The following is a 23,628-nucleotide window of genomic DNA, read 5'->3' as shown; positions in this document are numbered from 1 at the left end:
ACCGGTTCGCGCTGGGAAAACGCATCAAAACAAAATGCTTCGACCGTTGTTAGACGCTTAGTCCGCCCCGATCAATGGATGATGGCAGGCCACGAACTGGCGTGCGGCCACCTCGCGAAGTTCCGGGACCTCAATGCTGCAGCGCTGGTCCGCCCGCGGGCAACGGGTGCGAAAACGGCAGCCGGAAGGCGGCGCAATCGGCGACGGCGGCTCGCCGACCGCCACGCTTTCGGCCGGGCGGACGTCGGGATCCGGCACCGGGATCGCTTCGAGCAGCAGCGCGGTATAGGGATGCGCGGGCTGGGCGAACAACTGCTCGGACGGGCCGACCTCGCAGAGCCGGCCGAGATACATCACCGCCACCCGGTCGCTGACCGCTTTCACGACCGCGAGATCGTGGGCGATGAACAGCAGCGTCAGCCCGAACCGCGCCTTCATGTCTTCCAGCAGATTCAGGATCTGGGCACGGATCGACACGTCGAGCGCCGACACCGGCTCGTCGCAGATGATGAATTCGGGATTGAGCACCAGTGCACGCGCGATGCAGATGCGCTGGCATTGTCCGCCGGAAAATTCGTGCGGCAGCCGTCCCATCACCAGATTGGGATCGAGGCCGACCGCGCCGAGCACGTCGCACACCATCTGGTGGCGCTTCTCCGGATCCTTAACGCCCGCGATCACCAGCGGCTCGGCGACGATATCGCCGATCCGCCGCCGCGGATTGAGCGAGGCGATCGGATCCTGGAAGATCAGTTGCACGCGCTGGCGCATCTTGCGCAAGGCATCGCCATGCATCGCGGTGAGATCATGGCCGTCGAACAGGACGCGGCCGGATTGAGCCCTGCGCAACTGCAGCACCGCGCGGCCGAGCGTCGACTTGCCGCAGCCGGATTCGCCGACCAGGCCAAGCGTCTCTCCGCGCGCGACTTCGAGACTGACGTCCGACACCGCGTGGACGACGTGGCCGCCGACCGCATATTCGACGACCAGATGCTCGACCTTGAGCAGCGGATCGCGCGAAAGGGACTCCTTGCTTTCCTGCATCACACGCCAGCTCCTGCCGGCGCCAGAATCGGGTGGAAGCAGGCGAATTGGTGGTCGGGAGTTTCCGCAACCGTGAGCCGGGGTTTCTCCTGATGACAGAGCCCGGCGGCATAGCGGCAACGCGGCGAGAACGAGCAGCCCTTGATCGGCCGGGTCGGGTCCGGCGGACGTCCGGAAATCGCCGGCAGCGGCGTATGCGGCGCGGTATCGAGCTTCGGGATCGCCGCCAGCAGCGCCTCGGTGTAGGGCATGTGCATCTTCTTGAACAGGTCGGGCGTCGGCGCGCGCTCGACGACGCGGCCGGCATACATCACCGCGACCTCGTCGGTGCGGCCGGCCACCACGCCGAGGTCATGGGTGATGATGATCATCGCCATGTGGCGGCGGCGCTGCTCGCGCGCCAGGAGATCGAGGATCTGCGCCTGGATGGTGACGTCGAGCGCGGTGGTCGGCTCGTCGGCGATCAACAGCTTCGGTTCGCAGGACAGCGCGATCGCAATCGCCACCCGCTGCCGCATGCCGCCGGAGAGCTGATGCGGGTATTGCATCAGTCGCTGTTCCGGCGCGGGGATGCCGACCGCCGCGAGCAACTCGATGCTGCGCATTTTCGCGGCCTGGCCATCGAGTTCGAGATGCTCCTGCAGCGTCTCGATCAGTTGCGTGCCGATGGTCAGCACCGGATTGAGCGAGGTCATCGGGTCCTGGAAGACCACCGCGAGCGACCGTCCACGCAGCTTGCGCAGGCGTTCGGGATCCATGCCCACGAGGTTCTGCCCGTCGAACATCACGCGGCCGGAAAGCTTTGCCTTCTTCGGCAGCAGTTGCAGGATAGCGCGCGACAGCATGGTCTTGCCGCAACCGGATTCGCCGACGATACCCAGCGTCCGCCCGGCGCCGACCACGAGGTCGACCTGATCCACGGCGCGAAGATTGCCGCGCGGCGTCGGCAGATCGACCGCAACCCCCTCGACCGAAAGCAGCACGGATCCGGTCACAGCGCGCCCTGCCGCGGATCGGTCAGGGCGCGCAGCGTGTCGCCGATCAGGTTGAAGGCAAGCACGGTCAGGAACATCGCGATCGCAGGAATGAAGGCGAGCCTGGGCGCCATCTCGAGACTTTGGCGCCCCTCCCCGATCATGCTGCCCCAGCTCGATATCGGCGGCGGCACGCCGAGGCCGAGGAACGACAGCGCCCCTTCCACCACGATGGTGACGGCGACACCGAGCAGAAAGAACGCCAGCAGCGGCAGCATGACATTGGGCAACAGCTCGCGCAGCAGGATGCGCGCATGCGTCGCGCCGAGCGCCTGCGCCGCGATCACGAATTCGCGCCGCGCCAGCGTGAGCGTGGTGGCGCGCGCCACCCGCATGAAGGCAGGAATACCGAGCACGCCCAGAATAAAGGTGAGGTTCAGGATTGATTGTCCGAGATAGGCGGTCACGGCCAGCGCCAGGATCAACGGCGGAAACGCCAGCAGCACGTCCATGCTGCCGACCACCAGCGACTCGAACCGGCCGCGGAAATAGCCCGCCAGCATTCCGAGCGCGCCGCCGAGCGTGAGCCCGATGATCGGTGCACAAATCCCTACGACCAGCGATATCCGCGCTCCATGGATCACCCGGGACAATTCATCCCGGCCAAGGCCGTCGGTGCCCAACCAGTGGGCCATCGAGAACGGCGCGCGCTTCTCCAGCATGTCCATGTCGGTCGGGCTCGGCAACGGCAGCACATCGGCGAATATCGCCACTGCAAACACGAAGATCACCCAGCCGATCGCGATCCAGAATAGCGGTCCGAGCCGGCGGCCCCGCCGCGTCGGCGCTTGTGCAACATCCTGGTCGATGCTGAGTTCAAGCGTGGCCATGACGGATCCTTGGATCGAGAGCGGCGTAGAGCATATCGACGATGAAGTTCAGCAGCACGAATCCTGCTCCAACCAGCAACACCACGCCCTGCAGGATGATGAGGTCGCGGGTGGCGATCGCGCCGACGAGAAGCCGGCCGATTCCCGGCAGCGCAAAAATCGTCTCCACGATCACGGCGCCACCGATCAATCGTCCAATGTTGATTCCGGTGATCGTGACCAGCGTGAGCGACGAGGGCTTGAGCGCATGCACGAACAGGATGCGCGACGCCTTCAATCCCTTGGCCTTGGCCAGCGCGATATAGTCCTCCTGCAGGGTCGCGATCATGTCGGAACGCAGCACACGCATGATCCCCGGCCACTCGGCGAGCGCCAGCGTCAAGGCCGGCAACACCATGAAGCGCAGATTCGCGGCCGGATCCTCGCCGAACGGGACATATCCGGTCGCCGGCAGCCAGCGAAGCTCGACCGCGAACAGATAGATCAGCAGGATCGCCGACAGGAAGGTCGGCACCGACAGCATGCCGAAGGCGGTGCCGGTCATGAAGCGATCGAAGGGGCCGCCGCTGCGCGCCGCGCAAACAATCGCCAGCGGAATGCCGATCGCGAGGCACATGATCTCGGCCAGGATCATCAGTTCGAACGAGATCGGAAGCCGCTCGGACACCGCCTGCAACACGGTTTGCCCGGTGCGGAACGACCGGCCGAAGTCACCCTGCAGGACGTGACCGAGCCAGCCGAAATAGCGGATCCAGATCGGTTGATCCAACCCCATGTCGCGGCGCAACGCCGCGACCGTTTCCGGTGTCGCCTGATCGCCGAGGATCGTGTAGGCGAGATCGCCCGGCAGAAGCGAGGCGATCAGGAATGTCAGCAGCGACACCGCGATCAGGACCGGTACCAGGTACAGGAACTTTCGCGCGACAAAGAACAGCATACGGAGTTAATCCAGCCAGACGCGGGATACGTCGATCACTCCGCTGTACATCTTCGGCAGGCCTTTCACCTTCGCACTCGACATCGCGTAATAGGTGTTCTGGAAGGTCCAGAACCAGAGCGCCTGCTGGTTGATGTGCCGGCTGATCGCGCAGTAATCCTCGATCCGCTTGTCCTGATCGGCAGTGACCCGCGCATGCTCGAGCAGTTTGTCGAGCTCCGGATTCGAGTAGTTGGCCAGCGCGACCGGGCTGCCGGTGTGGAAATTGGCATACATCTGGACGTCGGGATCAGCGAGATCGATGATCCGCCACCCTATCACCTGGAACTGGCGCATGAAGGCGCGTGGAGGGAACGTGGCCTGGTCGACCTGTTCGATCTCCATATTGGCGCCGGCCTGCTTCCAGAATTGCTGCAAAACCTGACCGCCGGCACGTCCGCGCGGCGTTGCGGTGAAGAGCATCTTGAAATCGACCGGCTTGCCGTAGTCCTTGATCAGCGCCTTGGCCTTTTCAAGGTCGTAGGGCAGCGCGCCGTCATCCTTGCACTTCACCCACGAGCCGTCGCCATAGGGGTTGGAGGCCGGCCGGGCGAGGCCATTGGTGAGCGCCTGCGACATCTTCTTGCGATCAAGCGCCATCACCAGCGCCTGGCGCACGCGGACATCGTCCAACGGCGCGACCTTGGTGTTGAAAGCGGCGACCGCGGCGCCGGAGCCCGCATAGGTATGCACCTTCAGCTTCGGATCCTTTTCCGCCCGCTGAATATTGTCGGCGTCGTACTCATCATCCCAGACGATATCGGCCTCACCCGACTGCAGACTGGCAAAGCGCGACTGCGCATCCGGCAGCGGCTTCAGAATGATCCGGTCAAGATAGATACGGCCCTTGTCCCAGTAGTCCGGATTCCTTTCCAGCACCATGCGGTCGCCAGCGATCCATGACTTCGGGATATAGGGACCGGTACCGACGGGATTGCGGTTGTAGTCGGCGCCCTTGGTCTTCCACGCCGTCGGCGACTGGACCACGAAGTTCGCACCGGGAGGCGAAACGATCGCGGGCAGATTTACCGACGGATCGTTCAGATTGAATACGACAGTCAGCTCGTCAGGCGCCTGCACATTGTTGATGAACGCGACGTAGAACGCGCATCGGCACTTGTTGGCCGGATCCTTCTGCCGGTCGTAATTCTCCTTGACCGCCTGGGCATTGAACGGCGTGCCATCATGGAACTTGACGCCGGGCCGCAGCTTGAACGTCCAGGTCTTGAAATCGTCCGAGTGCGTCCAGGACAGCGCCAGCTTCGGCTGCGCCACGCCCTTGTCGTCGAGATAGGTGAGCGTGTCGAAGATCGCCGCGGCCGCCGATCCCGCGGCCGTATCGAACACGCCGACCTTCAGCGGATCGAAACCGGGAATATCGAGCTCGAGCCCCATGGTGATGCTGCCGCCCTGCTTCTGGGCGCTGGCGGGGCTTGCAGCCAAGGCAATGCCAAATGCCGCCACATGAAATATCTGCGCAAGCGTGCGCACGCGGATTGCCGCTGTCATTGGTGCTCCCTCCAAGATGCCGAACGTCCGGTATTCCGGATCGTCGATGACTGCGCGGCAGATTGGCTGGAATCGCAGGCGGCGGCAAGTCCGCATCATGGGCGCTGGATGAAAAGCCGCAGGTCCTTGGGGCGACGCGTTGCGTCAGCCCGGTACAGCCATCCGCCGCTTCCCCGTGAAGGCCGCAATTTCATCTTCCGACAGACCGGTCTCGCGGAGATAGGCGACCGTGTGTTCGCCCAGGGTCGCCATCCGCTTCGCCGCCGAGACCTTGGCTCCGGACATGCGGAACGGCAGGTTGAGAACCTTGAACGTGCCGCCGCCATCCTGCACCTCGGCCAAAGCGCCGCGATGCGCGATCTGCGGATCGCTCAGGGCTTCGTTCACCGTGCGGTAGGCCGAACTGGGAACGCCCTCGCCGTTCAGCGCGGCGAGGCATTTTTCGGTCGTCACCGACTGCGACCAGGCTTCGACGCCGTTGATCAGGTCCGCCCAGTTGTCGCGGCGATCGGCATAGACGGCGAAACGCGGATCGGTGACCCACTCCGGATGGCCGATCACCTTCATCAGGCCCTGAAAGGTCTTCTCGCTGGCGACGGCCACCATCACGTAGCCGTCCGCGGTGGCGATCGGCCCGAACATCGGACGCTGGGTCGGCTTCACCTCGAATTGCGACCACTGCAATTCATTGAGCGTCAGGCTCAACATCGATTCCAGCATCGAGACGTCGATGTGCTGGCCGTGCTGCGTGAGGTGGCGCTGATACAATGCCGCCGAAATGGCGCCGAAGGCATAGACGCCGGTGAGCACGTCGGCGTGATAGATCCCGCAATAGTCCGGCCGGCTTCGTCCGGGTTGATAGGCCAGGTGGGCCATGTCGTAACCCGAGGCGGCATGGATCACCGGCGCGTAGGCCGGCAGTTCGGCCGACGGCCCGGTCTGGCCGTATCCGGAGATCGAACAATAGATCAGCTTCGGATTGAGCGATTGCAGCGAGTCGTAATCCAGCTTCAGCCGCCGCATCACACCGGGACGAAAGTTCTCGACGAGCACGTCGGTGCTCGCGATCAGCCGGCGAACGACCTCGATCCCTTCAGGCGACTTCAGATCGAGCACGAGGCTGTTCTTGCCGATATTGAGCTGGCCGAAGGCGGTGCTGCACATGTTGCGGACCGGCGGACGGGTACGCATCGTCTCGCCCTCGGCGGTCTCGATCTTGATGACCTCCGCCCCCATGTCGGCCAGCATCCGCGTGCAATGCGGGCCGGCAATGGTGGTCGAAAAATCGAGTACGCGCAGGCCATGGAAGCTCTTTGTCAAATTACCCTCATCGCGCTCAGCTACTGTCATAGCAAATTCCTCCCAGGCGCTGCCCGGCGCGGCGAGACCCTAAATTGCGCCGCCCGGCCTGGGAAGCGTTTCTCCCGGCACCTACAAATGCGAGCCGCTGCCGAAAAACTGGAACCGTTCTTGCATAGTCCAAGTTAGCGCTGGTACGAGGGCGTTTCTTGAGAGTCCTGTTCGCTACCACGGAGATGGATGACTTCGTCCGGGTGGGCGGGCTCGCGGCCGTTTCGGCGGCCCTGCCGCGGGCCTTGCGCTCCCTCAGCGACGTCCGGATCATCCTCCCCGGTTACCGGGACGTCGTCGAACAATTCCTGCACATCCAGATCGTCGGTCAGTGCGCCGCGCTGGCGGACATGCCGGCCTGCTCGCTGGGGCTGACTTCCACCCGGGATGGGCTGCCGGTCTACGTCCTGCTCTGCCCGCAACTTTATGACCGCCCCGGCAATCCCTATGGCGATATTTCGGGCCGGGATTGGCCGGACAACGACGTGCGGTTCGGGCGACTTGCCTCCGCCGCTGCGCAATTGGCGGCAGGCACGCTGGACAAGAATTGGGCAGCTGACCTGGTTCACGCCAATGACTGGCAGGCCGCGCTGGTGCCGGCCTATCTTGCCTGGAACGCGGTCAAGATCCCGACCATTCTGACCATCCACAATCTGGCCTATCAGGGACTGTTCCCGAAGGAGTCGTTGCGCCGGATCGGCGCTCCCGCAGACTCCTTCCATATCGATGGCCTCGAATTCTACGACAAGCTCTCCTTCCTCAAGGGCGGTCTGGTCTACGCGTCCCATCTGACGACCGTAAGCGAGACCTATGCGAAGGAGATCACCACTTCGGAACTCGGCTGCGGGCTCGAGGGCCTGCTTCGGCGGCGTTCTGAGGCCGCGCAATTGACGGGGATATTGAACGGCATCGACGAAAGCTGGGATCCCAGGGTTTGCGCGCAACTGGCGCAGCCGTTCGGCGCCGGCGATTGGGACGGCAAGCAGGCGAATGCCGATTACGTCCGCCAGCAGTTCGGCCTGGCGCTGTCGCGCGGTCCGATCTTCGGCCTCGTCGCCCGCCTCGTGCACCAGAAGGGCGTCGACCTCGTGCTGGCGGCAGCGGACGAGATCATCGAGGCCGGCGGCCAGATCATCGTCACCGGCAGCGGCGAACCCGATATCGAGCAGGCGCTGGTCGATGCGCATCGCCGCCGGCCGGATGCGATCGGCGTCGCCATCGGTTTCAACGACGGACAGGCCCGGCGGATTTTCGCCGGCAGCGATTTCACCCTGATGCCGTCGCGGTTCGAACCCTGCGGCCTGAGCCAGATGTATGCACAGCGGTTCGGATCGCTGCCGATCGGCCACCAGACCGGCGGCCTCGCCGAAACCATCAGGGACGGCGAGACCGGATTTCTGTTCGACCGGCCCTCGACCGAATCCTTTCTCGGCGGCATCAGGCGCGCGTTCGCGGCCTTCATGGCGAAGGACCGCCTCGATGCGATGCGCCGCAGCGCGATGTCGCGGTCGTTCAGCTGGGATATTTCGGCCGCCTGCTACGACGCGCTGTACCGGAAGGCGTTGTCGCCTTAGCCGTCATTCCGCGCCGCTGCTGGCAGGAATGGAACGGCATGACGGTCGCGGAGACCAAGTGGCGGCTGGGCAACCGGCTTCAGGCCTTCGAAGGCTTCGCCTCGGCCGGCGGCGGCTCCCGCGCCGGCTCGTCATCCGCGATGGCACGCCAGGCGGCGCCGTCGAGATCGTCATACTGTCCGCTCTTCAGCGACCAGAGAAAGGCGAGCAGGCCGACCAGCCCAAGCGCCAGTGCCAGCGGCACCAGAATCACGAGCACTTCCATCATGACCTCCCGTTCGCGACGCTGCGCGCGCGGAGCGCGTTCAGCATGACCAGGATCGAGGAGCCGGACATCGCCGCCGCCGCAATCAGCGGTGTCACCACCCCGCTGATGGCAATCGGCACCGCCAGGAAATTGTAACCGACCGCGAGCCAGAGGTTCTGCCGCATCAACAGCAGCGCCTTGCGCGAGAAGTCGATGGCCGCGACCACGGGGGCCAGCGGCTTGCCGAGAAAAACCAGATCGGCGGTCGCCTGACTGAGATGCGCGGCACTGATCGGCGACATCGAGACGTGCGCTGCCGCCAGCGCCGGCGCATCGTTCAGCCCGTCACCGACCATCATCACCCTGGAGCCCTGCCCCTTCAGTTCTTCGATGCGTGCGATCTTGTCGGCCGGCGTCACGCCCGCCCGCCAGTCGCTGACGCCAAGCGCGCGCGCCGCCGCCCGAACCGCGGGCTCGCGGTCGCCCGAAAGAATTTCAACCTTGACGTGGCGCTTCTGCAGCCCGGAGATCACGGCTTGCGCATCGGGGCGCAGGCCCTGCCGGACGCAGAACACGTATTTTGCATCGCCGTTGCTGAACGCCACGGCGGAGGCTTCCGGATCGAGGCGCAGGCTGTCCTCTGCCAGCTGCTCGGCCCCACAGAACGACGGCCGTCCGAGCCTGAGCTCCTTGCCGTTGAGCAGTGCGCGCACACCCTGGCCGGATTCCTCGACTGCACCGGCAAGCGGCGCTTTCGCCTCCGAGGCCCGCGCCACGGCAGCTGCGACCGGATGGTGGCTCGCAAGTGCAAGCTGCCCAGCAAGGCGGAACACGTCATCGGGAATGCCTGATGCGTTGACGACTTCGAGATCGGGCAGCGTCAGCGTTCCCGTCTTGTCAAAGATGACATGGTCGACATCGGCGAGCCGTTCGATGGAATCGCCGGAATTGAGCAGCACGCCGGCCCGGAACATGGCGCCGGACGCCACTGTCTGCACGGTGGGAATGGCAAGGCCAAGCGCACACGGACAGGTAATGATGAGAACCGCGACCCCGGTGACGATAGCGTCGTGCCAGCTCGCACCCGCCAGAACCCAACCGAGGATCGTCAGCAGCGCGGTGGCATGCACCACCGGCGCGTAAAGCCGCGATGCCCGGTCGGCGAGGCGCACGTAGCGCGAGCGGGCCTGCAGCGCGTTGTCGAGCAGCCGGGTGATCTCCGCCAGCAGCGTGCCTTCCGACGCGGCCGAAACGCGAACCCGCAAGGTTCCTGTCATGTTGAGGGAACCCGCATAGACCGAGGTGCCCTGCTCCGCATCGACGTGGCGGGTCTCTCCGGTAATCAGGCTCTGGTCGATTTCGGACCGGCCCTCGATGACCGTGCCGTCGACCGCGCAGCGCTCGCCCGGCCGCAGCAGCACGATATCGCCGGGATCGATCGCCGCTACAGGCACGACGGTGATCTCGTCGGCACCGACGAACTTGGTCGCGGTCTCGGCCTTCAGCGCGGCGAGGTTTCCCGCCACCGCCCGGGTCCGCCGCCGCATGCTCTGGTCGAGATAGCGCCCCACCAGCAGGAAGGTCAGCAGCATGATCGCCGCATCGAAATAGGCATGCTCGGCGTGGTTTGCCGTCTCCACCAGTGACATGCCGAGCGCGAGGATAACGCCGATCGAGATCGGCACGTCCATATTGACGTTGCCCGTGCGCAGTGCGCTCCAGGCCGATTTGAAGAAGGGCTGGCCGGCATAGGCCGCGGCTGGCAGCGCGATCAGCGCCGACAGCCAATGGAAGAAATCGCGCTGTTCGGGGATCATGTCGCTGACGTTGCCGGACCACACCGGAATCGACAGCATCATTACGTTCATGGTGGCGAACGCCGCGACACCGAGGCAGCGCAGCAGAAAGCGCGACTGTTCGGCTTCGGCCGCTTCCGCGCCTGCGGTTTCGAACGGATAGGCTTTGTATCCGAGTTCGGCGAGCCGGTCGATGAAACGGGCGGGATCGAGCGCGCCCTGCTTCCATTCCAGCGCCACGCGGCGGTCGGTCAGATTGACGCGCGCCAGCGTGACATCGGGTAACGCCGAAAGCCCGCGTTCGATCTTCGACATGCATCCGGCACAGCTGACGCCTTCCACAGCCAAATCGATATGTGAGAGACCCGAACCGGCGTCCTTCACATAATGCGAAAAATCCCGCGTCGCCTGCATGATGCGGTCTCCGTTAGTTCAGCAATACGCGGTTCTTCGAAAGGAACATCCGCCGTCCCGCCGCGTCGCCTTCGAGCACCAGATCCCATTGACCGGGCGCAATCGCCGCCGCGTTGCCGCGATAGATGCCGATCCCGGTTTCGGCGAGTTCCACCGGCTGATCGGCGCGGCGGTCGGTCGGCCGCTCGAAGCGCCCGAGGAATTTCAACCCGGTCATCGGCCGGCCATTGTTGTCCCGCGCCTCCACCAGCAGCATCGCGCCGCCGTTCGGACCGCGCTGGATCCGGGCGTCGACCTTCCAGTTGCGCGCGTTCTGATCGTGGGCGGCCATGATCTCCTTCTCGTAGGCGAGGCTCGCACTGTAGGCGCTGTCGACCTCGGTGCCGGGCAGCGTCTGGATCGCGAGCCGCATCATGATCATGTTGGCCCCGATCACCACGCCGAAGAATGCAAGGAGCATGACGAGCACCTTGCCCCCGGTCAGCGGCTTCGGCGAAACGGGCGGTCTGCTCATGGTAAACTTCCTTGCCATCACGGAGAGACGAAATTATCGGTCGCCGACGTCACCTCGCCGAGCCCGATATCGGTGACCCGGAACCGAACCGGAATCGATTTCTCGGGGTTGTTCTCGGCGGGTGCGGTAACCAGCAGCCGCAGTTCGGTGGTCTGATCCCGTCCGAGGATGATCATGGGACGGTCTGGAGTCACGGAATCGGCGCCGACGACATGAACGGTGGCATTGGTCGGGCCGTCGATGTCGATCGCAATCACCCGGTCGAAGCCGCGCTTGTTCAAGAGCCGAACGGTATAGGCGTTGCGGATCGATCCGTCGCTCAGTTTTATCGCGACCGGATTGCGGTCGTGCAATACGTTGATGTCGAGCAGCGACCGCGTCAACATGGCGTACAGCATGATCGCACCGACGGTAGCGATCATGGCGCTGTAGACGATGGTGCGCGGCCGGACGAAGCGGTAGATCGGCGGTTTGCCGGCCTGGCGCCGGTGGATGTTGATGTCGTTGTCGTATCCGATCAGACGGGTTTCCCTGCCTATCTTCTTCATCACGGTATCGCAGGCATCGATGCACAGGCCGCACTGGATGCACTCGAGCTGCGCGCCGTCGCGGATATCGATACCGGTGGGGCAGACGGCGACGCATTGATAGCAGTCGATGCAGTCGCCGACCGGCTGACCGAGCGCCCGCAAATCCTTTGCCTTCTTCAGTGAGGTCCGCTTTTCGCCCCGGTCGTATTTGTAGGTGACGTTCAGCGCCCATTCGTCGGTCAGCGCGGCCTGGATCCGCGGCCACGGGCACATGTAGACGCAGACCTGTTCGCGCATGAAACCGGCCAGCACATAGGTCGTCGCCGTCAGGATCGCGATCCAGATATAGGCCAGCATCGGCGCCTGGAAGAAGACGAGTTGCTTCACCAGCGTCGGCGCGTCGTTGAAATAGAGAACCCAGGCGCCGCCGGTCCACCAGGCGATCATCAGCCAGATTGCGTGCTTCAGCCCGATCTCGGCGAAACGCTGCAGCTTCATGGTGCCGCCCGCGGCGTCCTTGCGCATGCGCTCGCGCCGGTCCCCCTCGACCAGGCGTTCGACGGCGTAGAACAGATCAGTCCACACCGTCTGCGGGCAGAGATATCCGCACCAGATCCGGCCGCCCACCGAGTTCATCAGGAACAGGGTAATGGCAGCGACGATCAGCAGCCCGGTAAAATAGTATACCTCCTGCGGCCACAGCTCGATGAAGAAGAAGTAGAAGCGGCTGTTGGGAAGATCGACCAGTACCGCCTGATCCGGCGCGCCGAGGCCGCGGTTCCATCGCACGAACGGCAGCAGGTAATAGACCCCGAGGCAGAACGCCATCAGGCCCCATTTGATGCGGCGGAAGGTGCCGGAGACCTTTTGCGGGTAGACCTTCTTGCGCGCCGCATAGAGCGGCGCGTCGTCTTCGTATTGTTGCAACTCGGTCGGTGGAACAGGTTTGTTCATCGCAGGGATTTATCTCGCATTGTCGTTTGAACCTAGACTCAACTCCGCGTGCGGAGTTGATCCAGCTCAAACGATATCCAGGATTTCCCAGCCGAATCCTGGCTTATTGGCCCCCGCCAAGCGAGTGGACGTACACCGCCAAGGCCTTGATCGTGGAGGGGTCGAGACGCCCCACCCATGCGGGCATGACGCCGGCACGGCCGTTGCTGATGGTTTCGACCAGGGTGGCCTCGTCGGACCCATAGAGCCAGATCTTGTCGGTGAGATTCGGCGCACCGAGTTCCTGGTTGCCCTTGCCGGCGTCGCCGTGACAGGAGACGCAGTTGTCCGCGAAGATCTTGGCGCCTGCTTTGGCGTCATATCCCTTGCCGGTGGACAGCCCGGACAGCGAGCGGACGTAGTTGGCGACGGTGACGATCTCTTCCTTTTTCAGGACGCCGTCCTTGCCAAAGGCGAGCATGGCGCCTTCGTGAGCTTTGGCGTGCCCGGAGCGCGCGCCGTACTGAATCGTCTCCAGGATCTTGTCGAGCGAGCCGCCCCAGATCCACTCGTCGTCGTTCAGGTTGGGATAGCCCTTGGCGCCGGCGCCGCCGCTGCCGTGGCACGGCGCGCAATTGTCGCCAAACACCGTCTTGCCGCGGGCGCGGGCGAGCGCGAGCAACGCCGGATCCTTCTCGATTTCGACCAGCGACGCCGCCCCGAGCTTCACCATCTTGTCGCCGCGGATCTTTTCCAGGTTGGCGAGTTCGACGGCGACATCGGCCCGGGACGAGTACCCGAACAGACCGGTGGTGTGGCTCGCCACCAGCGGCCACGCCGGATAGACGATCCAGTAACCGATCGCCCAGACGATCGTGATGTAGAAGGTGATGACCCACCAGCGCGGCAGCGGGGTGTTCAGTTCCTTGATGCCGTCCCACTGATGACCCGTGGTCGCGGTACCGGTGACTTGGTCGATTTCATTGTGCTCAGCCATGTTCTATTCCTCCCGCAACGGCATTCTCGCCGCCTCGTCGAAAGTTGCCTTGTTGCGGGGCCAGAGTGCGTAAGTCACGATTGCGAGAAATATCCCGACGAACATCGGCGTCCAGAAGGTCGTGACGAAATCCGAGGTGATATTCTGGACCGTTAGGATTGCTTTCATCGTTTGAGCCTTCTCAGCGAAGATTTGCTTTTTCGTTGTAAAGCTTGAAGTCGACGAGGGTGCCGAGCATCTGCAGGTACGCGACCAGCGCGTCCATCTCGGTCGGAGCACCGCCCTTGCCGTCGAAGTTGCGAGCGACGGCCTTCGGATAGCGCTTGGTGAATGCTTCCACCCCGGCGTTGTCGGGATCGGCCTGCGCCTTCATATCGGCGGCGGCGTTGGCAACCTGGTCATCCGAATAGGGCACGCCGATGATGCGGTTGGTCCGCAGATGGTCTGCAATACCGGTGGCGTCGACTTCAGTCGCGGCCAGATAGGGATATCCGGGCATCACCGACTGCGGCACGATGGCACGCGGATTGACCAGATGCGTCACATGCCAGTCGTCGGAATATTTTGCGCCGACCCGGGCCAGATCGGGGCCGGTCCGCTTCGATCCCCACTGGAACGGATGGTCGTACATGCTCTCGGCCGCCAGCGAGAAGTGACCGTAACGCTCGACCTCATCGCGCAGCGGGCGGACCATCTGCGAGTGGCAGAGATAACAGCCCTCGCGGACGTAGATGTTGCGCCCCGCGAGCTCCAGCGGAGTGTACGGCCTGACGCCATCGACCACCTCGATCGTGCTCTTCAGGTAGAAGAGCGGGGTAATCTCGACCAGACCGCCAACCGCGATCATGGCAAGGATGCCTCCGATCAGAATGATCGAATTCTTTTCGAAAATTTGGTGTCGAGTCCAGAAAGACATTTAACCGCTCCTCATTCCGCCGGCTGAAGAGCGACGGGCGATTGCACTTCCGCCTCGCCGGCGCGCACCGTCATCCAGAGATTGTACGCCATGATCAGTGACCCGACCAGGAACAACGCTCCTCCAGCGGCGCGGATGATGTAGAATGGATGCATCGCTTCCACGGTCTCGATGAAGGAGTATTCGAGGAAGCCCAGCGACGTGTAGGCACGCCACATCAGACCCTGCAAGATCCCGGATACCCACATCGCGGAGATGTAGAGGACGATACCGATGGTCGCGACCCAGAAGTGCCAGTTCACGAGCTTGAGACTGTACAGCTTGCGATCCCATAGCCACGGAACCAAGCAGTAGAGCGCGCCGAACGAGACGAACCCAACCCAGCCCAGCGCACCCGAATGGACGTGACCGATAGTCCAATCAGTATAATGGCTGAGCGAGTTCACGACCTTGATCGACATCATCGGACCTTCGAACGTCGACATGCCGTAGAAGGCGACCGACACCACGAGCATGCGCAGCACTGGATCGGTGCGAAGCTTGTCCCAGGCACCCGACAGCGTCATCAGGCCGTTGATCATGCCGCCCCAGGAGGGCATCCAGAGCATGATCGAGAAGGTCATGCCCAGGGTCTGGGCCCAGTCGGGCAGCGCGGTGTAGTGCAGATGATGGGGACCGGCCCAGATGTAGAGGAAGATCAGCGCCCAGAAGTGAATGATCGACAGCCGGTACGAGTAGATCGGCCGCTCGGCGCGTTTCGGAACGAAGTAGTACATGATGGCGAGGAAGCCGGCGGTCAGGAAGAAGCCGACCGCATTATGGCCATACCACCACTGGAACATCGCATCCTGCACGCCGCCCCAGGCGATGTACGACTTGGAGCCGAACACCGACACCGGCAGCGGCGGATTGTTGCCGAGGTGGAGCACGGCGATCGTCACGATGAACGCCAGGTAGAACCAGTTGGCGACGAAGATATGCGGTTCCTTGCGCTTGATCAGCGTCACCAGGAACACCAGCAAGTACACGACCCAGACGATGGTCAGCCAGAGGTCGGCATACCACTCCGGCTCCGCGTACTCCTTGCCCTGCGTTACGCCGAGCAGATAGCCGGTCCCGGCGATCACGATGAAGAAGTTGTAGCCGAGCACCACGAACCACGGCGCGATGTAGCCGGCCAGCCGCACGCGCGAACTCTTCTGCACCACATAGAACGATGTCGCGAGCAGGACGTTGCCGCCGAATGCGAAGATCACGGCCGAGGTATGCAGCGGCCGCAGCCGGCCGAAGCTCGTCCACGGCAGATCGAAATTGAGCGCCGGCCACGCCAGCTGGGAAGCGATCAGCAACCCGACGGTGAATCCGGCAATGCCCCAGAATACCGCCATGAAGGAGGCGAACTTGATCGGGCCCAGATTGTAATTGGGCTTGCCGTTGATTTCCTGCGGCGGCAGCGTCGCCGGGCGATCGAAATAGCGGTTCAGAATCGCAAAGACCGCCGCGAGACTGGCGGCGGCACCGAGCGAGGCATGGAATGCGAAGGGAGCATCAAGGGCTTTCGCTGCGCCGATCATGCACAGAAAGGCGGTCGCTGCGAATACGACCGTCAAGCCACTTTCACCAATGGTCATCTTCTTCAAACTAGCGGCTTGGCTCATGTGGAATCTCTCTTGAGGACACGAATCTAACAACCACAATCGCGCCGGCGGCGATTTGATCGAGATCAATTTCGTTAAGTTTGGTGATCTTCATCGAGTCCAGCGACGCACGGCAGTCGCCTTTGGTCTAAGTATCAAGGACTCTGCGAGCCCTGAGCGTCCGCTCACTCAAGCGCCGCCGCCGGAGCAGGCCTCGAGCGCCCTGAGAATATCCTCACGGGAAATAATGCCAGCCAATCGATGGCCGCTGTCGATCGCGGGGACGCTCCTGAAGCGATGCTCGACCATCAGCTGCAGCACCCGCGTCAGTTTGGTGTCGGAGCGCACATAGATGAACTCCGACGTCATGATGTCGGCGACGGTTCGCTTCATCAAATCGTCGTAGCGCGGAACCATCTGGTTCGGCGTGAATGCAAAGCACTTCAGGAAATCGAACTTGGTGACGATGCCGATAATCTGCCCGTCCTCCTCGACCGGATAGGCGTTGAAATCGTCGCGCTCGAACAGATCGCCCAGTTCACGCACGCCGAGGTCGCGCGTCACCGTCCTGACATCGCGCGTCATGTGGCCGGCGACGGTTTCCTCGAGAAATTTGTACAAGGCGCAATCCTGTCGGTTCTGGCCGTTGCGCTATCGCCCTAGTGCGACAGCAGCACGCAACGGGTGGTCTGGGTAATGAGATGCTGCGTCATGCCGCCGAGAATCAGTTCGCGGAATCGCGAATGGCCATAGGCACCCGCGACGACAACACCGGCGCCGACATCGGCGGCTATTTCGTCGAGCCGATCGGTGGCGGCGCCGTGCTTCTCCGGCACCAGTTCGGTGGCGGTGACACCGTGGCGCACCAGCCATGCCACGACATCGCGAACCCGCAAGACGGCGGCCGGACGGCTGTCCCCCGCTTCCACGACCTCCGCGACGGTGACGTATTTGGCCTTGCGCAGCAACGGCAGCGAATCGGCGATCGCCCGCCGTGCCTCGGTGGTGTCCTTCCACGCCACCAGCACGCTGCGCAAATCGAGCCAGTTGGCGGTGTCGGGGACCACCAGCAGCGGGCGGCCCGCCTGCATCACCAGATCCTTCGGGCTGGCCATCGCAAATGGATCGGAAAGCGCATCGCTGTGCCCGCCGCTGACGATGAGGTCGGCGCAACGCGCCTGCTGCAGGATGAAACGCGCCGGAAAGTCGAGAGCACTGCGCCATTCGACAAATTTGGCCCGATTCTTGACCGACCCGCGGAATTGCGCTTCCAGCTCCGAGATGCGCTTTTTCAGCGCCGCCTGACCCTGGTCGATCAGATTTTGGGCCTGCTCTCCCGAGGTGAAATAGAGCGGCGGGCTGAACTGCGACGCCGCAATCCCGACAATCCCTGCGTCAAATTTCTCAGCGATCTGGCCGGCAGCTTCGAGACGAGCCTCGTTGGGCTGGTCAAGCGCCAGATTGACCATGACGGTCGCATAACTCATTCAATTTCTCCATTACAAATAATTGTAGGCCCGGAATCGGGGGCCAGGATGAGATAGATCAAACTGCCTCCAACCGCAGTGAATTTTGCGCGGCGGCCGACCCGGCCGTCTTTCGGAAGGGGCTCCGGGCAGGCCTTGCGTCCGCGTCGCCGTCGGGCGAAATTGCCGGTTCGGCGCCGCAGTTGCGGCCGTCGGCGCCCTCACGGGCGTCAATCTCGTATAGGATCGCCACACCCGAATCTTGCCGGTTCATGCTGGCGGGAGACCGGATAGCGGAAGTGAAGGCTTGAAGTGAAGGCTTGGACGTGACCGGCACAACGCAATCGTCGCCAGACCACTCCGCCGGAAATGAACATTTCAGGCTCAAAATCGAGGGATTCGGGGTCGGAACCTGGGATCTTGAGCTCGCGACCCGAGATTTGGACTGGTCCGACACCACGCGGAGCCTGTTCGGCATCGCCCGCGGCACGCCAGTGACCTACCAGCTGTTCCTTTCGCTGCTCCAGCCGAAAGACCGCGAGCGCACCGAACAGGCAATAAAGAGGGTTGTCGAGACCGGCGGCAATCTGGACGTCTCCTTCAAGATCGGCGGAACGGCCGAACCCGGCCACTGGCTTCGCATCCGCGGCGGCCTCGTCAAGGACGCGGCCGGGGTCGCACGTCATCTCAGCGGACTGGTTCTCGATCTCGACGAGGAGAAGCAGCTCGAAGAGGCGCTGAAGACGCGGGAAAGCCACCTCCGCTCGATCCTCGATACGGTCCCGGACGCCATGATCGTGATCGACGGACGTGGCATCATCCAGTTCTTCTCTGCCGCGGCCGAGCGCCAGTTCGGATATTCCGAGCAGGAAGCCGTTGGCCAAAATGTCAGCTTGCTGATGCCCCACCCGGACAGCGCGCGTCACGACAGCTATCTCGCGCGCTACCGGTCGACAGGCGAGCGACACATCGTCGGCATCGGGCGGATCGTGACGGGCAAACGCAAGGACGGCACGACTTTTCCGATGCACCTGTCGATCGGCGAAATGCAGTCCGGCGGCGAGCCCTACTTTACCGGTTTCGTGCGCGACCTGACCGAGCATCAGCAAACCCAGGCACGGCTGCAGGAATTGCAGTCCGAACTGGTCCACGTCTCGCGGCTGACCGCGATGGGAGAAATGGCCTCTGCGCTCGCCCATGAGCTCAATCAGCCCCTCGCCGCTATCAGCAACTACATGAAGGGCTCGCGCAGGCTGCTCGCCGGCAGCACCGATCCAAATGCGCCGAAGATCGAAACGGCCATGGACCGCGCCGCCGAGCAGGCGCTTCGCGCCGGCCAGATCATACGCCGTCTGCGCGACTTCGTTTCGCGAGGGGAATCCGAGAAGCGCGTCGAAAGCCTGTCGAAACTGATCGAAGAGGCCGGCGCGCTCGGCCTGGCGGGCGCCCGCGAACAGAGCGTCCAGCTTCGCTTCAATCTCGATCCGGAGTGCGATCAGGTGCTGGCGGATCGGGTGCAGATTCAGCAGGTGCTCGTAAACCTGTTCCGCAACGCGCTGGAGGCGATGGCGCAATCGCCGCGACGGGAACTGACCGTAACCAACGCCAAGGCGGCGGACGACATGGTCGAAGTCGAAGTGTCCGATACCGGGTCCGGATTCCAGGATGACGTCAAGCCCAACCTGTTCCAGACGTTCTTTACGACAAAGGAGACCGGGATGGGGGTGGGACTCTCCATCAGCCGCTCGATCATCGAAGCCCATGGCGGCCGGATGTTGGCCGAAAGCAACGCTGCGGGGGGCGCAACGTTCCGCTTCACGCTGCCCGTAGCGCCAAACGAGAGCTGAACATGCCGAACAAGGGAAGAGTTTATGTCATCGACGACGACGAGGCGATGCGGGATTCGCTGAACTTCCTGCTCGACTCGGCCGGCTTCAGCGTCACGCTGTTCGAAACCGCCCGGAATTTTCTCGATATGCTGCCGGGCCTCGAGTTTGGATGCGTGGTCTCCGACGTGCGCATGCCGGGCATCGACGGCATCGAGCTTCTCAAGCGCTTGAAGGCAACCCACAGCACGTTTCCGATTCTGATCATGACCGGGCATGGCGATGTCCCGCTGGCGGTCGAGGCGATGAAACTGGGAGCGGTCGACTTTCTCGAGAAGCCGTTCGAGGACGACCGCCTGGTCGGCATGATCGAGGCAGCCATCCGCCAGGCGGAGCCGGCGGCCAAGGACGAGGCGGTCACCCACGACATCGCAGCGCGGGTCGCGACGCTCAGCCCGCGCGAACGTCAGGTCATGGAAGGCCTGATCGCAGGGCTTTCCAACAAGCTGATCGCCCGCGACTACGACATCAGTCCCCGCACCATCGAGGTCTACCGGGCCAACGTGATGACCAAGATGCAGGCCAATAGCCTCTCGGAGTTGGTGCGGCTGGCGATGCGGGCCGGCCTGCTCAAGGACTGAAGATCATTGAGCTAAATCAAGCCATGTTGCCCGGAATGGGTGTTAGCTTATTCCATGCATCAATCAGATTTGCACTCGGGGGGCGGGGATTCCAGGATGTCGGCACCCGCAAAACCTACTGTCTACGTGGTCGACGACGACGCCGATGTCCTCGGCTCGCTGCGCTTTCTCCTTGAAACGGACGGCTTCAACGTCCGCACCTTCAGGAACGGCGCGGCGCTGCTGAGTGCCGTCCGTTCGACCGGCGTGGACTGCTTTGTGATCGACTACAAGATGCCCGATATCAACGGCATCGATCTGGCCAGGCGCCTGCGCAACCGGGACATGATGGCGCCGATCATTCTCATTACCGGCTACCCCGACGAGAACATCTCGGCCAGGGCTGCGGCGGCAGGCGTGCGCGATGTGCTGCTGAAACCCCTGCTCGAAGAGAGCCTGGTGACGCGGATTCGAGGGGCAATACAGGACGGCGGCCCCACCGCCGGCCCCGGAACCGGGCTGTGACCTACGGGAATATACGTAGGTAAACCCCCTTAAGATATCGCACGAAATTTTCAGACTCGATCATTCCCCGTAGCAATTGGCCATCCGCCGCAAGGAGATGACCAATGCTCACCCAGTCCCTCACCACTTCCGCAGTCGCCAGCCGAGTAAGCCCGCTCCCCTACCCCGCTCTCGACCAGTTTGGCGCGGTCACCGGACATGCCGGCCTGATCGCCACCGAATTCAGCTACAAGAAGGATGAGGAAATCTACGGTGAGGATGAACCTGCGGAATACGTCTATCAGGTGATTTCCGGCGCGGTCCGCAGCTACAAGCTGCTTTCCGACGGACGCCGTCAGATCGGCGCATTCCATCTGCCGGGCGACGTTTTCGGGCTCGAATCGGGAGCCTCCCATCGGCTCGCCGCGGAAGCCATTATCGACACCACCGTGCGGCTGGTGAAGCGCCGCAGCCTGGAACAGGCCGCGGGCGTTGACGTCAAGGTCGCGCGCAACCTCTGGACCATGACCGCCGGCGACCTCCGCCACGCCGAAGATCACATGCTGCTGCTCGGACGCAAGACCGCGATGGAGCGGGTCGCCACCTTCCTTCTGGAAATGGACCGCCGGCTGGCCGTCGCAGGCATGATGGCACTGCCGATGTGCCGCCGCGATATCGGCGATTATCTCGGCCTGACGCTGGAAACGGTCTCGCGCGCACTTTCGCAGCTCCACGCCCAGGGCGTGCTCGGATTTTCCGGCGCCCGCCAGATCGTGCTGCGCAACCGCCAGCGCCTGCACAATATGGACGCCTGAGCATCTGCTCCTCCCTCTCCCCAAAAAGACATGCCCAGAGACGATATCTCTGGGCATGTTTGTTTCGCTCTCCCCTCGGGCCCGCGCCGAGGATTGATACCGGTGCATTGAACGCACCCGTGCGTATCGGCTCGCAGCCTAGCTTACCGGCGTCCGCTTCGGTTCGACGATCTCGAACATCCGCGGGAATTCGTCCATCAGCCCCATCAGTTCCGCCAGCCGCATCGGATTGCCGCTGACCTTGATCTTGCCGGCAGCCACTGCTTCCGGGAACGACGTCAGCTTGGCAATCACCTCGTCGAGCACGCCGCGCGGCAGCGTGAATCCGGCGTCCGCAACAGCTGCCTGCGCGCCCGCAACGTAGGTCAGCGCGCTGTTCTCCAGGGTGAGAACGAAGGTCTCGCCGGTATCGCTGAAGTTCCAGTTGAGCACGATGTGCTTGCCTTCGGCCTTGGGGCCGTTGAGCCGGACCCCCAGCACGTCCCACAATTGCTCTGACCGCAAGGCCGCCAGCGTTTCGCGCGGCATCGGCGCGCGCGGCGGCACCTTCGGCATGCCCTGCCGCAGCTCCTGCGCCCCGAACAGATAGGCGTTGCGCCAGGTCGCGCTCTCCGCGGCATAGCCGAGTTGCTCGAAGGTGTCGGCGAGCAACGCGCGGGCCGTCTGATTGTCGGGGTCCGCAAACACCAGATGGCTCAGCGCCTGCGCGACGAAGCGAAATTCGCCCTTGGCGAAGTCCTTGGCCGCGCGCGCCAGGATCGCGTCGGCGCCGCCCATGTATTCGACATATTTCCTGCCGGCCTCGACCGGCGGCAGCGGATCGAGGTTGACCGGATTGGCGTCGTACCAGCCGAGATATTTCTGGTAGATCGCCTTCACATTATGCCGGATGTGGCCGTAGTAACCCCGCGCATGCCAGGCGCCGTCGAGGCTCGCCGGCAGCTTGATGGTCTCGGCGATCTCGGTGGCGGTGAGGCCATGGTTCATCAGGCGGATGGTCTGGTCATGCGCGAATTTATAGAGGTCGCGCTGCTGCCGGATCATGGTGTCGATGCGTTCCCGGCCCCAGACCGGCCAGTGGTGCTGGCCGCACATCGCATCCGCCTTGCCGCCCCACATCTGCAGGGCTTCGCCGAGATATTTCGACCAGGCGAGCGCGTCGCGCACATCGGCGCCGCGGAACGGCAGCAGATTGTGGAAATTATGCGTGCAGTTCTCGGCCAGGTTCAGGAGCTTGTAGCGCGGAATGAAGAAATGCATTTCCGCCGGCGCCTCGGAGTTCGGCGCCATCTGGAATTCGAATTCGACCCCGTCGATGGTGCGCCTGTCGCCGGTCGCCATGATCAGATCCGAGGGGCGCAACAGCGCGACCGAGCCTGCCGCCATCGACTTGCCGAGGCCGCAATCGATCTGCCCGCGCGGACCCTTGGCCAGCAGCGGCCCGAACTGATATTGCGCCCGCCGCAGCATCGCCGGGCCGGCGATGATGTTTTCCGAAACCGCATGTTCCATGAACAGATTCGGCGCGATGATCGGGACGCTGCCGCTCGCCAGTACGTCCTCTTCGAGCACGCCGCGCGCGCCGCCCCAGTGGTCGGTATGGGTGTGGGTGAAGATGACGGCCACCACCGGCCGCAGGCCGCGGTGCTTGAAATACAGCTCCATCGCGGCGCGCGCGCCTTCGATCGAGGTCAAGGTATCCACCACGATCACGCCCCTGTCGCCCTCGATCAGGGTCATGTTGGCGATGTCGAGGCCGCGCACCTGATAGACGCCGGGCACCACCTCGAACAGTCCGTGATGCATGTTGAGGCGCGACTGCCGCCACAGGCTCGGGTCGACCGTCGGGGGATTTTGTTCGCCCGAGAGGAAAGCATAGGGCTCGAGGCTCCAGATCACCCTGCCCTGCGCCGAAGCAATCCGCGCATTTTCCACCGTGCCGAGAAAGCCGCGGGCCGCTTCATCGAAATCGCGCGTATCCGAAAATGGAAGTGCTTTCAGCGTCGCCGCATGCTGCGCCACGACCGGTGCCGAGGCTTCCTTCGGTGTTTCCCTGGGTGTTTCGATGGTTGCCGTCTGGGTCATGTTATTGCCCT

Annotated in this window: 22 protein-coding genes; 5 read left to right on the top strand and 17 right to left on the bottom strand. The window is 63.4% G+C overall.

The window, feature by feature from the left end; all coding sequences use genetic code 11:
- Positions 1 to 57: 57 nt before the first annotated feature.
- The 6 genes from KMZ68_RS08835 to KMZ68_RS08810 all read right to left on the bottom strand — a co-directional run bounded on the left by KMZ68_RS08835 (position 58) and on the right by KMZ68_RS08810 (position 6,743).
- Complete coding sequence (locus KMZ68_RS08835) at positions 58 to 1,044, bottom strand: ABC transporter ATP-binding protein (RefSeq protein WP_215615405.1); 987 nt, start codon at positions 1,042 to 1,044, stop codon at positions 58 to 60.
- Positions 1,044 to 2,039, bottom strand: a complete 996-nt coding sequence (locus tag KMZ68_RS08830) for an ABC transporter ATP-binding protein (protein ID WP_249779570.1) — start codon at positions 2,037 to 2,039, stop codon at positions 1,044 to 1,046. Before KMZ68_RS08830 ends, KMZ68_RS08835 begins: the two co-directional genes overlap by 1 nt.
- Positions 2,036 to 2,908: an ABC transporter permease gene (locus tag KMZ68_RS08825; RefSeq protein ID WP_215615404.1), complete on the bottom strand. Its 873-nt coding sequence runs from the start codon at positions 2,906 to 2,908 to the stop codon at positions 2,036 to 2,038. The genes KMZ68_RS08830 and KMZ68_RS08825 overlap by 4 nt, the downstream gene beginning before the upstream one ends.
- A complete protein-coding gene (locus KMZ68_RS08820; RefSeq protein WP_215615403.1) occupies positions 2,895 to 3,845 on the bottom strand; it encodes an ABC transporter permease in 951 nt (316 codons plus the stop codon). Before KMZ68_RS08820 ends, KMZ68_RS08825 begins: the two co-directional genes overlap by 14 nt.
- A gap of 6 nt (positions 3,846 to 3,851) precedes the next feature.
- Entirely contained in the window at positions 3,852 to 5,393 is a 1,542-nt protein-coding gene (locus KMZ68_RS08815) for an ABC transporter substrate-binding protein (RefSeq protein WP_215615402.1), read from the bottom strand.
- Between the two features lie 144 nt (positions 5,394 to 5,537).
- Positions 5,538 to 6,743 (bottom strand): CaiB/BaiF CoA transferase family protein, encoded by a 1,206-nt coding sequence (locus KMZ68_RS08810; RefSeq protein WP_215615401.1) that lies wholly within the window; start codon positions 6,741 to 6,743, stop codon positions 5,538 to 5,540.
- 158 nt (positions 6,744 to 6,901) lie between these two features.
- Here KMZ68_RS08810 and glgA point away from each other — a divergent pair, with 158 nt between their 5' ends.
- Positions 6,902 to 8,317, top strand: coding sequence for a glycogen synthase GlgA (glgA, locus tag KMZ68_RS08805; protein ID WP_215615400.1), 1,416 nt, complete (start codon positions 6,902 to 6,904; stop codon positions 8,315 to 8,317).
- A 79-nt stretch (positions 8,318 to 8,396) separates the two neighbouring features.
- Here the strand turns inward: glgA and ccoS are convergent, their stop codons facing one another.
- The 10 genes from ccoS to KMZ68_RS08755 all read right to left on the bottom strand — a co-directional run bounded on the left by ccoS (position 8,397) and on the right by KMZ68_RS08755 (position 17,788).
- Positions 8,397 to 8,582, bottom strand: coding sequence for a cbb3-type cytochrome oxidase assembly protein CcoS (gene ccoS, locus KMZ68_RS08800; RefSeq protein WP_215602861.1), 186 nt, complete (start codon positions 8,580 to 8,582; stop codon positions 8,397 to 8,399).
- The gene (locus KMZ68_RS08795; RefSeq protein ID WP_215615399.1) at positions 8,582 to 10,774 is read right to left on the bottom strand and encodes a cation-translocating P-type ATPase; all 2,193 of its coding nucleotides are present in this window, start codon (positions 10,772 to 10,774) and stop codon (positions 8,582 to 8,584) included. Before KMZ68_RS08795 ends, ccoS begins: the two co-directional genes overlap by 1 nt.
- A 13-nt stretch (positions 10,775 to 10,787) precedes the next feature.
- The gene (locus KMZ68_RS08790; RefSeq protein ID WP_215615398.1) at positions 10,788 to 11,288 is read right to left on the bottom strand and encodes a FixH family protein; all 501 of its coding nucleotides are present in this window, start codon (positions 11,286 to 11,288) and stop codon (positions 10,788 to 10,790) included.
- Positions 11,289 to 11,305: 17 nt separating this feature from the next.
- Positions 11,306 to 12,772, bottom strand: a complete 1,467-nt coding sequence (gene ccoG, locus KMZ68_RS08785; protein ID WP_215615397.1) for a cytochrome c oxidase accessory protein CcoG — start codon at positions 12,770 to 12,772, stop codon at positions 11,306 to 11,308.
- Positions 12,773 to 12,875: 103 nt separating this feature from the next.
- Positions 12,876 to 13,748: a cytochrome-c oxidase, cbb3-type subunit III gene (gene ccoP, locus KMZ68_RS08780; RefSeq protein ID WP_215615396.1), complete on the bottom strand. Its 873-nt coding sequence runs from the start codon at positions 13,746 to 13,748 to the stop codon at positions 12,876 to 12,878.
- Positions 13,749 to 13,751: 3 nt separating this feature from the next.
- Complete coding sequence (locus tag KMZ68_RS08775) at positions 13,752 to 13,916, bottom strand: cbb3-type cytochrome c oxidase subunit 3 (protein ID WP_215602866.1); 165 nt, start codon at positions 13,914 to 13,916, stop codon at positions 13,752 to 13,754.
- A gap of 13 nt (positions 13,917 to 13,929) precedes the next feature.
- Entirely contained in the window at positions 13,930 to 14,664 is a 735-nt protein-coding gene (gene ccoO, locus KMZ68_RS08770; RefSeq protein WP_215615395.1) for a cytochrome-c oxidase, cbb3-type subunit II, read from the bottom strand.
- An 11-nt stretch (positions 14,665 to 14,675) separates the two neighbouring features.
- On the bottom strand, positions 14,676 to 16,295 hold the full coding sequence (gene ccoN, locus KMZ68_RS08765; RefSeq protein ID WP_371741465.1) for a cytochrome-c oxidase, cbb3-type subunit I: 1,620 nt from the start codon (positions 16,293 to 16,295) through the stop codon (positions 14,676 to 14,678).
- Between the two features lie 195 nt (positions 16,296 to 16,490).
- Positions 16,491 to 16,922, bottom strand: a complete 432-nt coding sequence (locus tag KMZ68_RS08760; protein ID WP_215615393.1) for a CBS domain-containing protein — start codon at positions 16,920 to 16,922, stop codon at positions 16,491 to 16,493.
- A gap of 38 nt (positions 16,923 to 16,960) precedes the next feature.
- A complete protein-coding gene (locus tag KMZ68_RS08755; RefSeq protein ID WP_215615392.1) occupies positions 16,961 to 17,788 on the bottom strand; it encodes a universal stress protein in 828 nt (275 codons plus the stop codon).
- 305 nt (positions 17,789 to 18,093) lie between these two features.
- Between KMZ68_RS08755 and fixL the strand changes: the two genes are divergently transcribed.
- The 4 genes from fixL (at position 18,094) to KMZ68_RS08735 (ending at position 21,532) form a co-directional block, all read left to right on the top strand.
- The gene (gene fixL / locus KMZ68_RS08750) at positions 18,094 to 19,614 is read left to right on the top strand and encodes a sensor protein FixL (RefSeq protein WP_215615391.1); all 1,521 of its coding nucleotides are present in this window, start codon (positions 18,094 to 18,096) and stop codon (positions 19,612 to 19,614) included.
- Positions 19,615 to 19,616: 2 nt separating this feature from the next.
- Positions 19,617 to 20,234, top strand: coding sequence for a response regulator FixJ (gene fixJ / locus KMZ68_RS08745; RefSeq protein ID WP_215615390.1), 618 nt, complete (start codon positions 19,617 to 19,619; stop codon positions 20,232 to 20,234).
- A gap of 96 nt (positions 20,235 to 20,330) precedes the next feature.
- Positions 20,331 to 20,738, top strand: a complete 408-nt coding sequence (locus tag KMZ68_RS08740; protein ID WP_215615389.1) for a response regulator — start codon at positions 20,331 to 20,333, stop codon at positions 20,736 to 20,738.
- 104 nt (positions 20,739 to 20,842) lie between these two features.
- Positions 20,843 to 21,532: a helix-turn-helix domain-containing protein gene (locus tag KMZ68_RS08735; protein ID WP_215615388.1), complete on the top strand. Its 690-nt coding sequence runs from the start codon at positions 20,843 to 20,845 to the stop codon at positions 21,530 to 21,532.
- Between the two features lie 138 nt (positions 21,533 to 21,670).
- Here KMZ68_RS08735 and KMZ68_RS08730 read toward each other — a convergent pair whose 3' ends face one another.
- Positions 21,671 to 23,617, bottom strand: a complete 1,947-nt coding sequence (locus tag KMZ68_RS08730) for an alkyl/aryl-sulfatase (RefSeq protein ID WP_215615387.1) — start codon at positions 23,615 to 23,617, stop codon at positions 21,671 to 21,673.
- Positions 23,618 to 23,628: the final 11 nt, after the last annotated feature.

This window comes from Bradyrhizobium sediminis, assembly GCF_018736105.1.
Lineage (GTDB): Bacteria > Pseudomonadota > Alphaproteobacteria > Rhizobiales > Xanthobacteraceae > Bradyrhizobium.
This window is presented reverse-complemented; position numbering and strand designations above follow the sequence as displayed.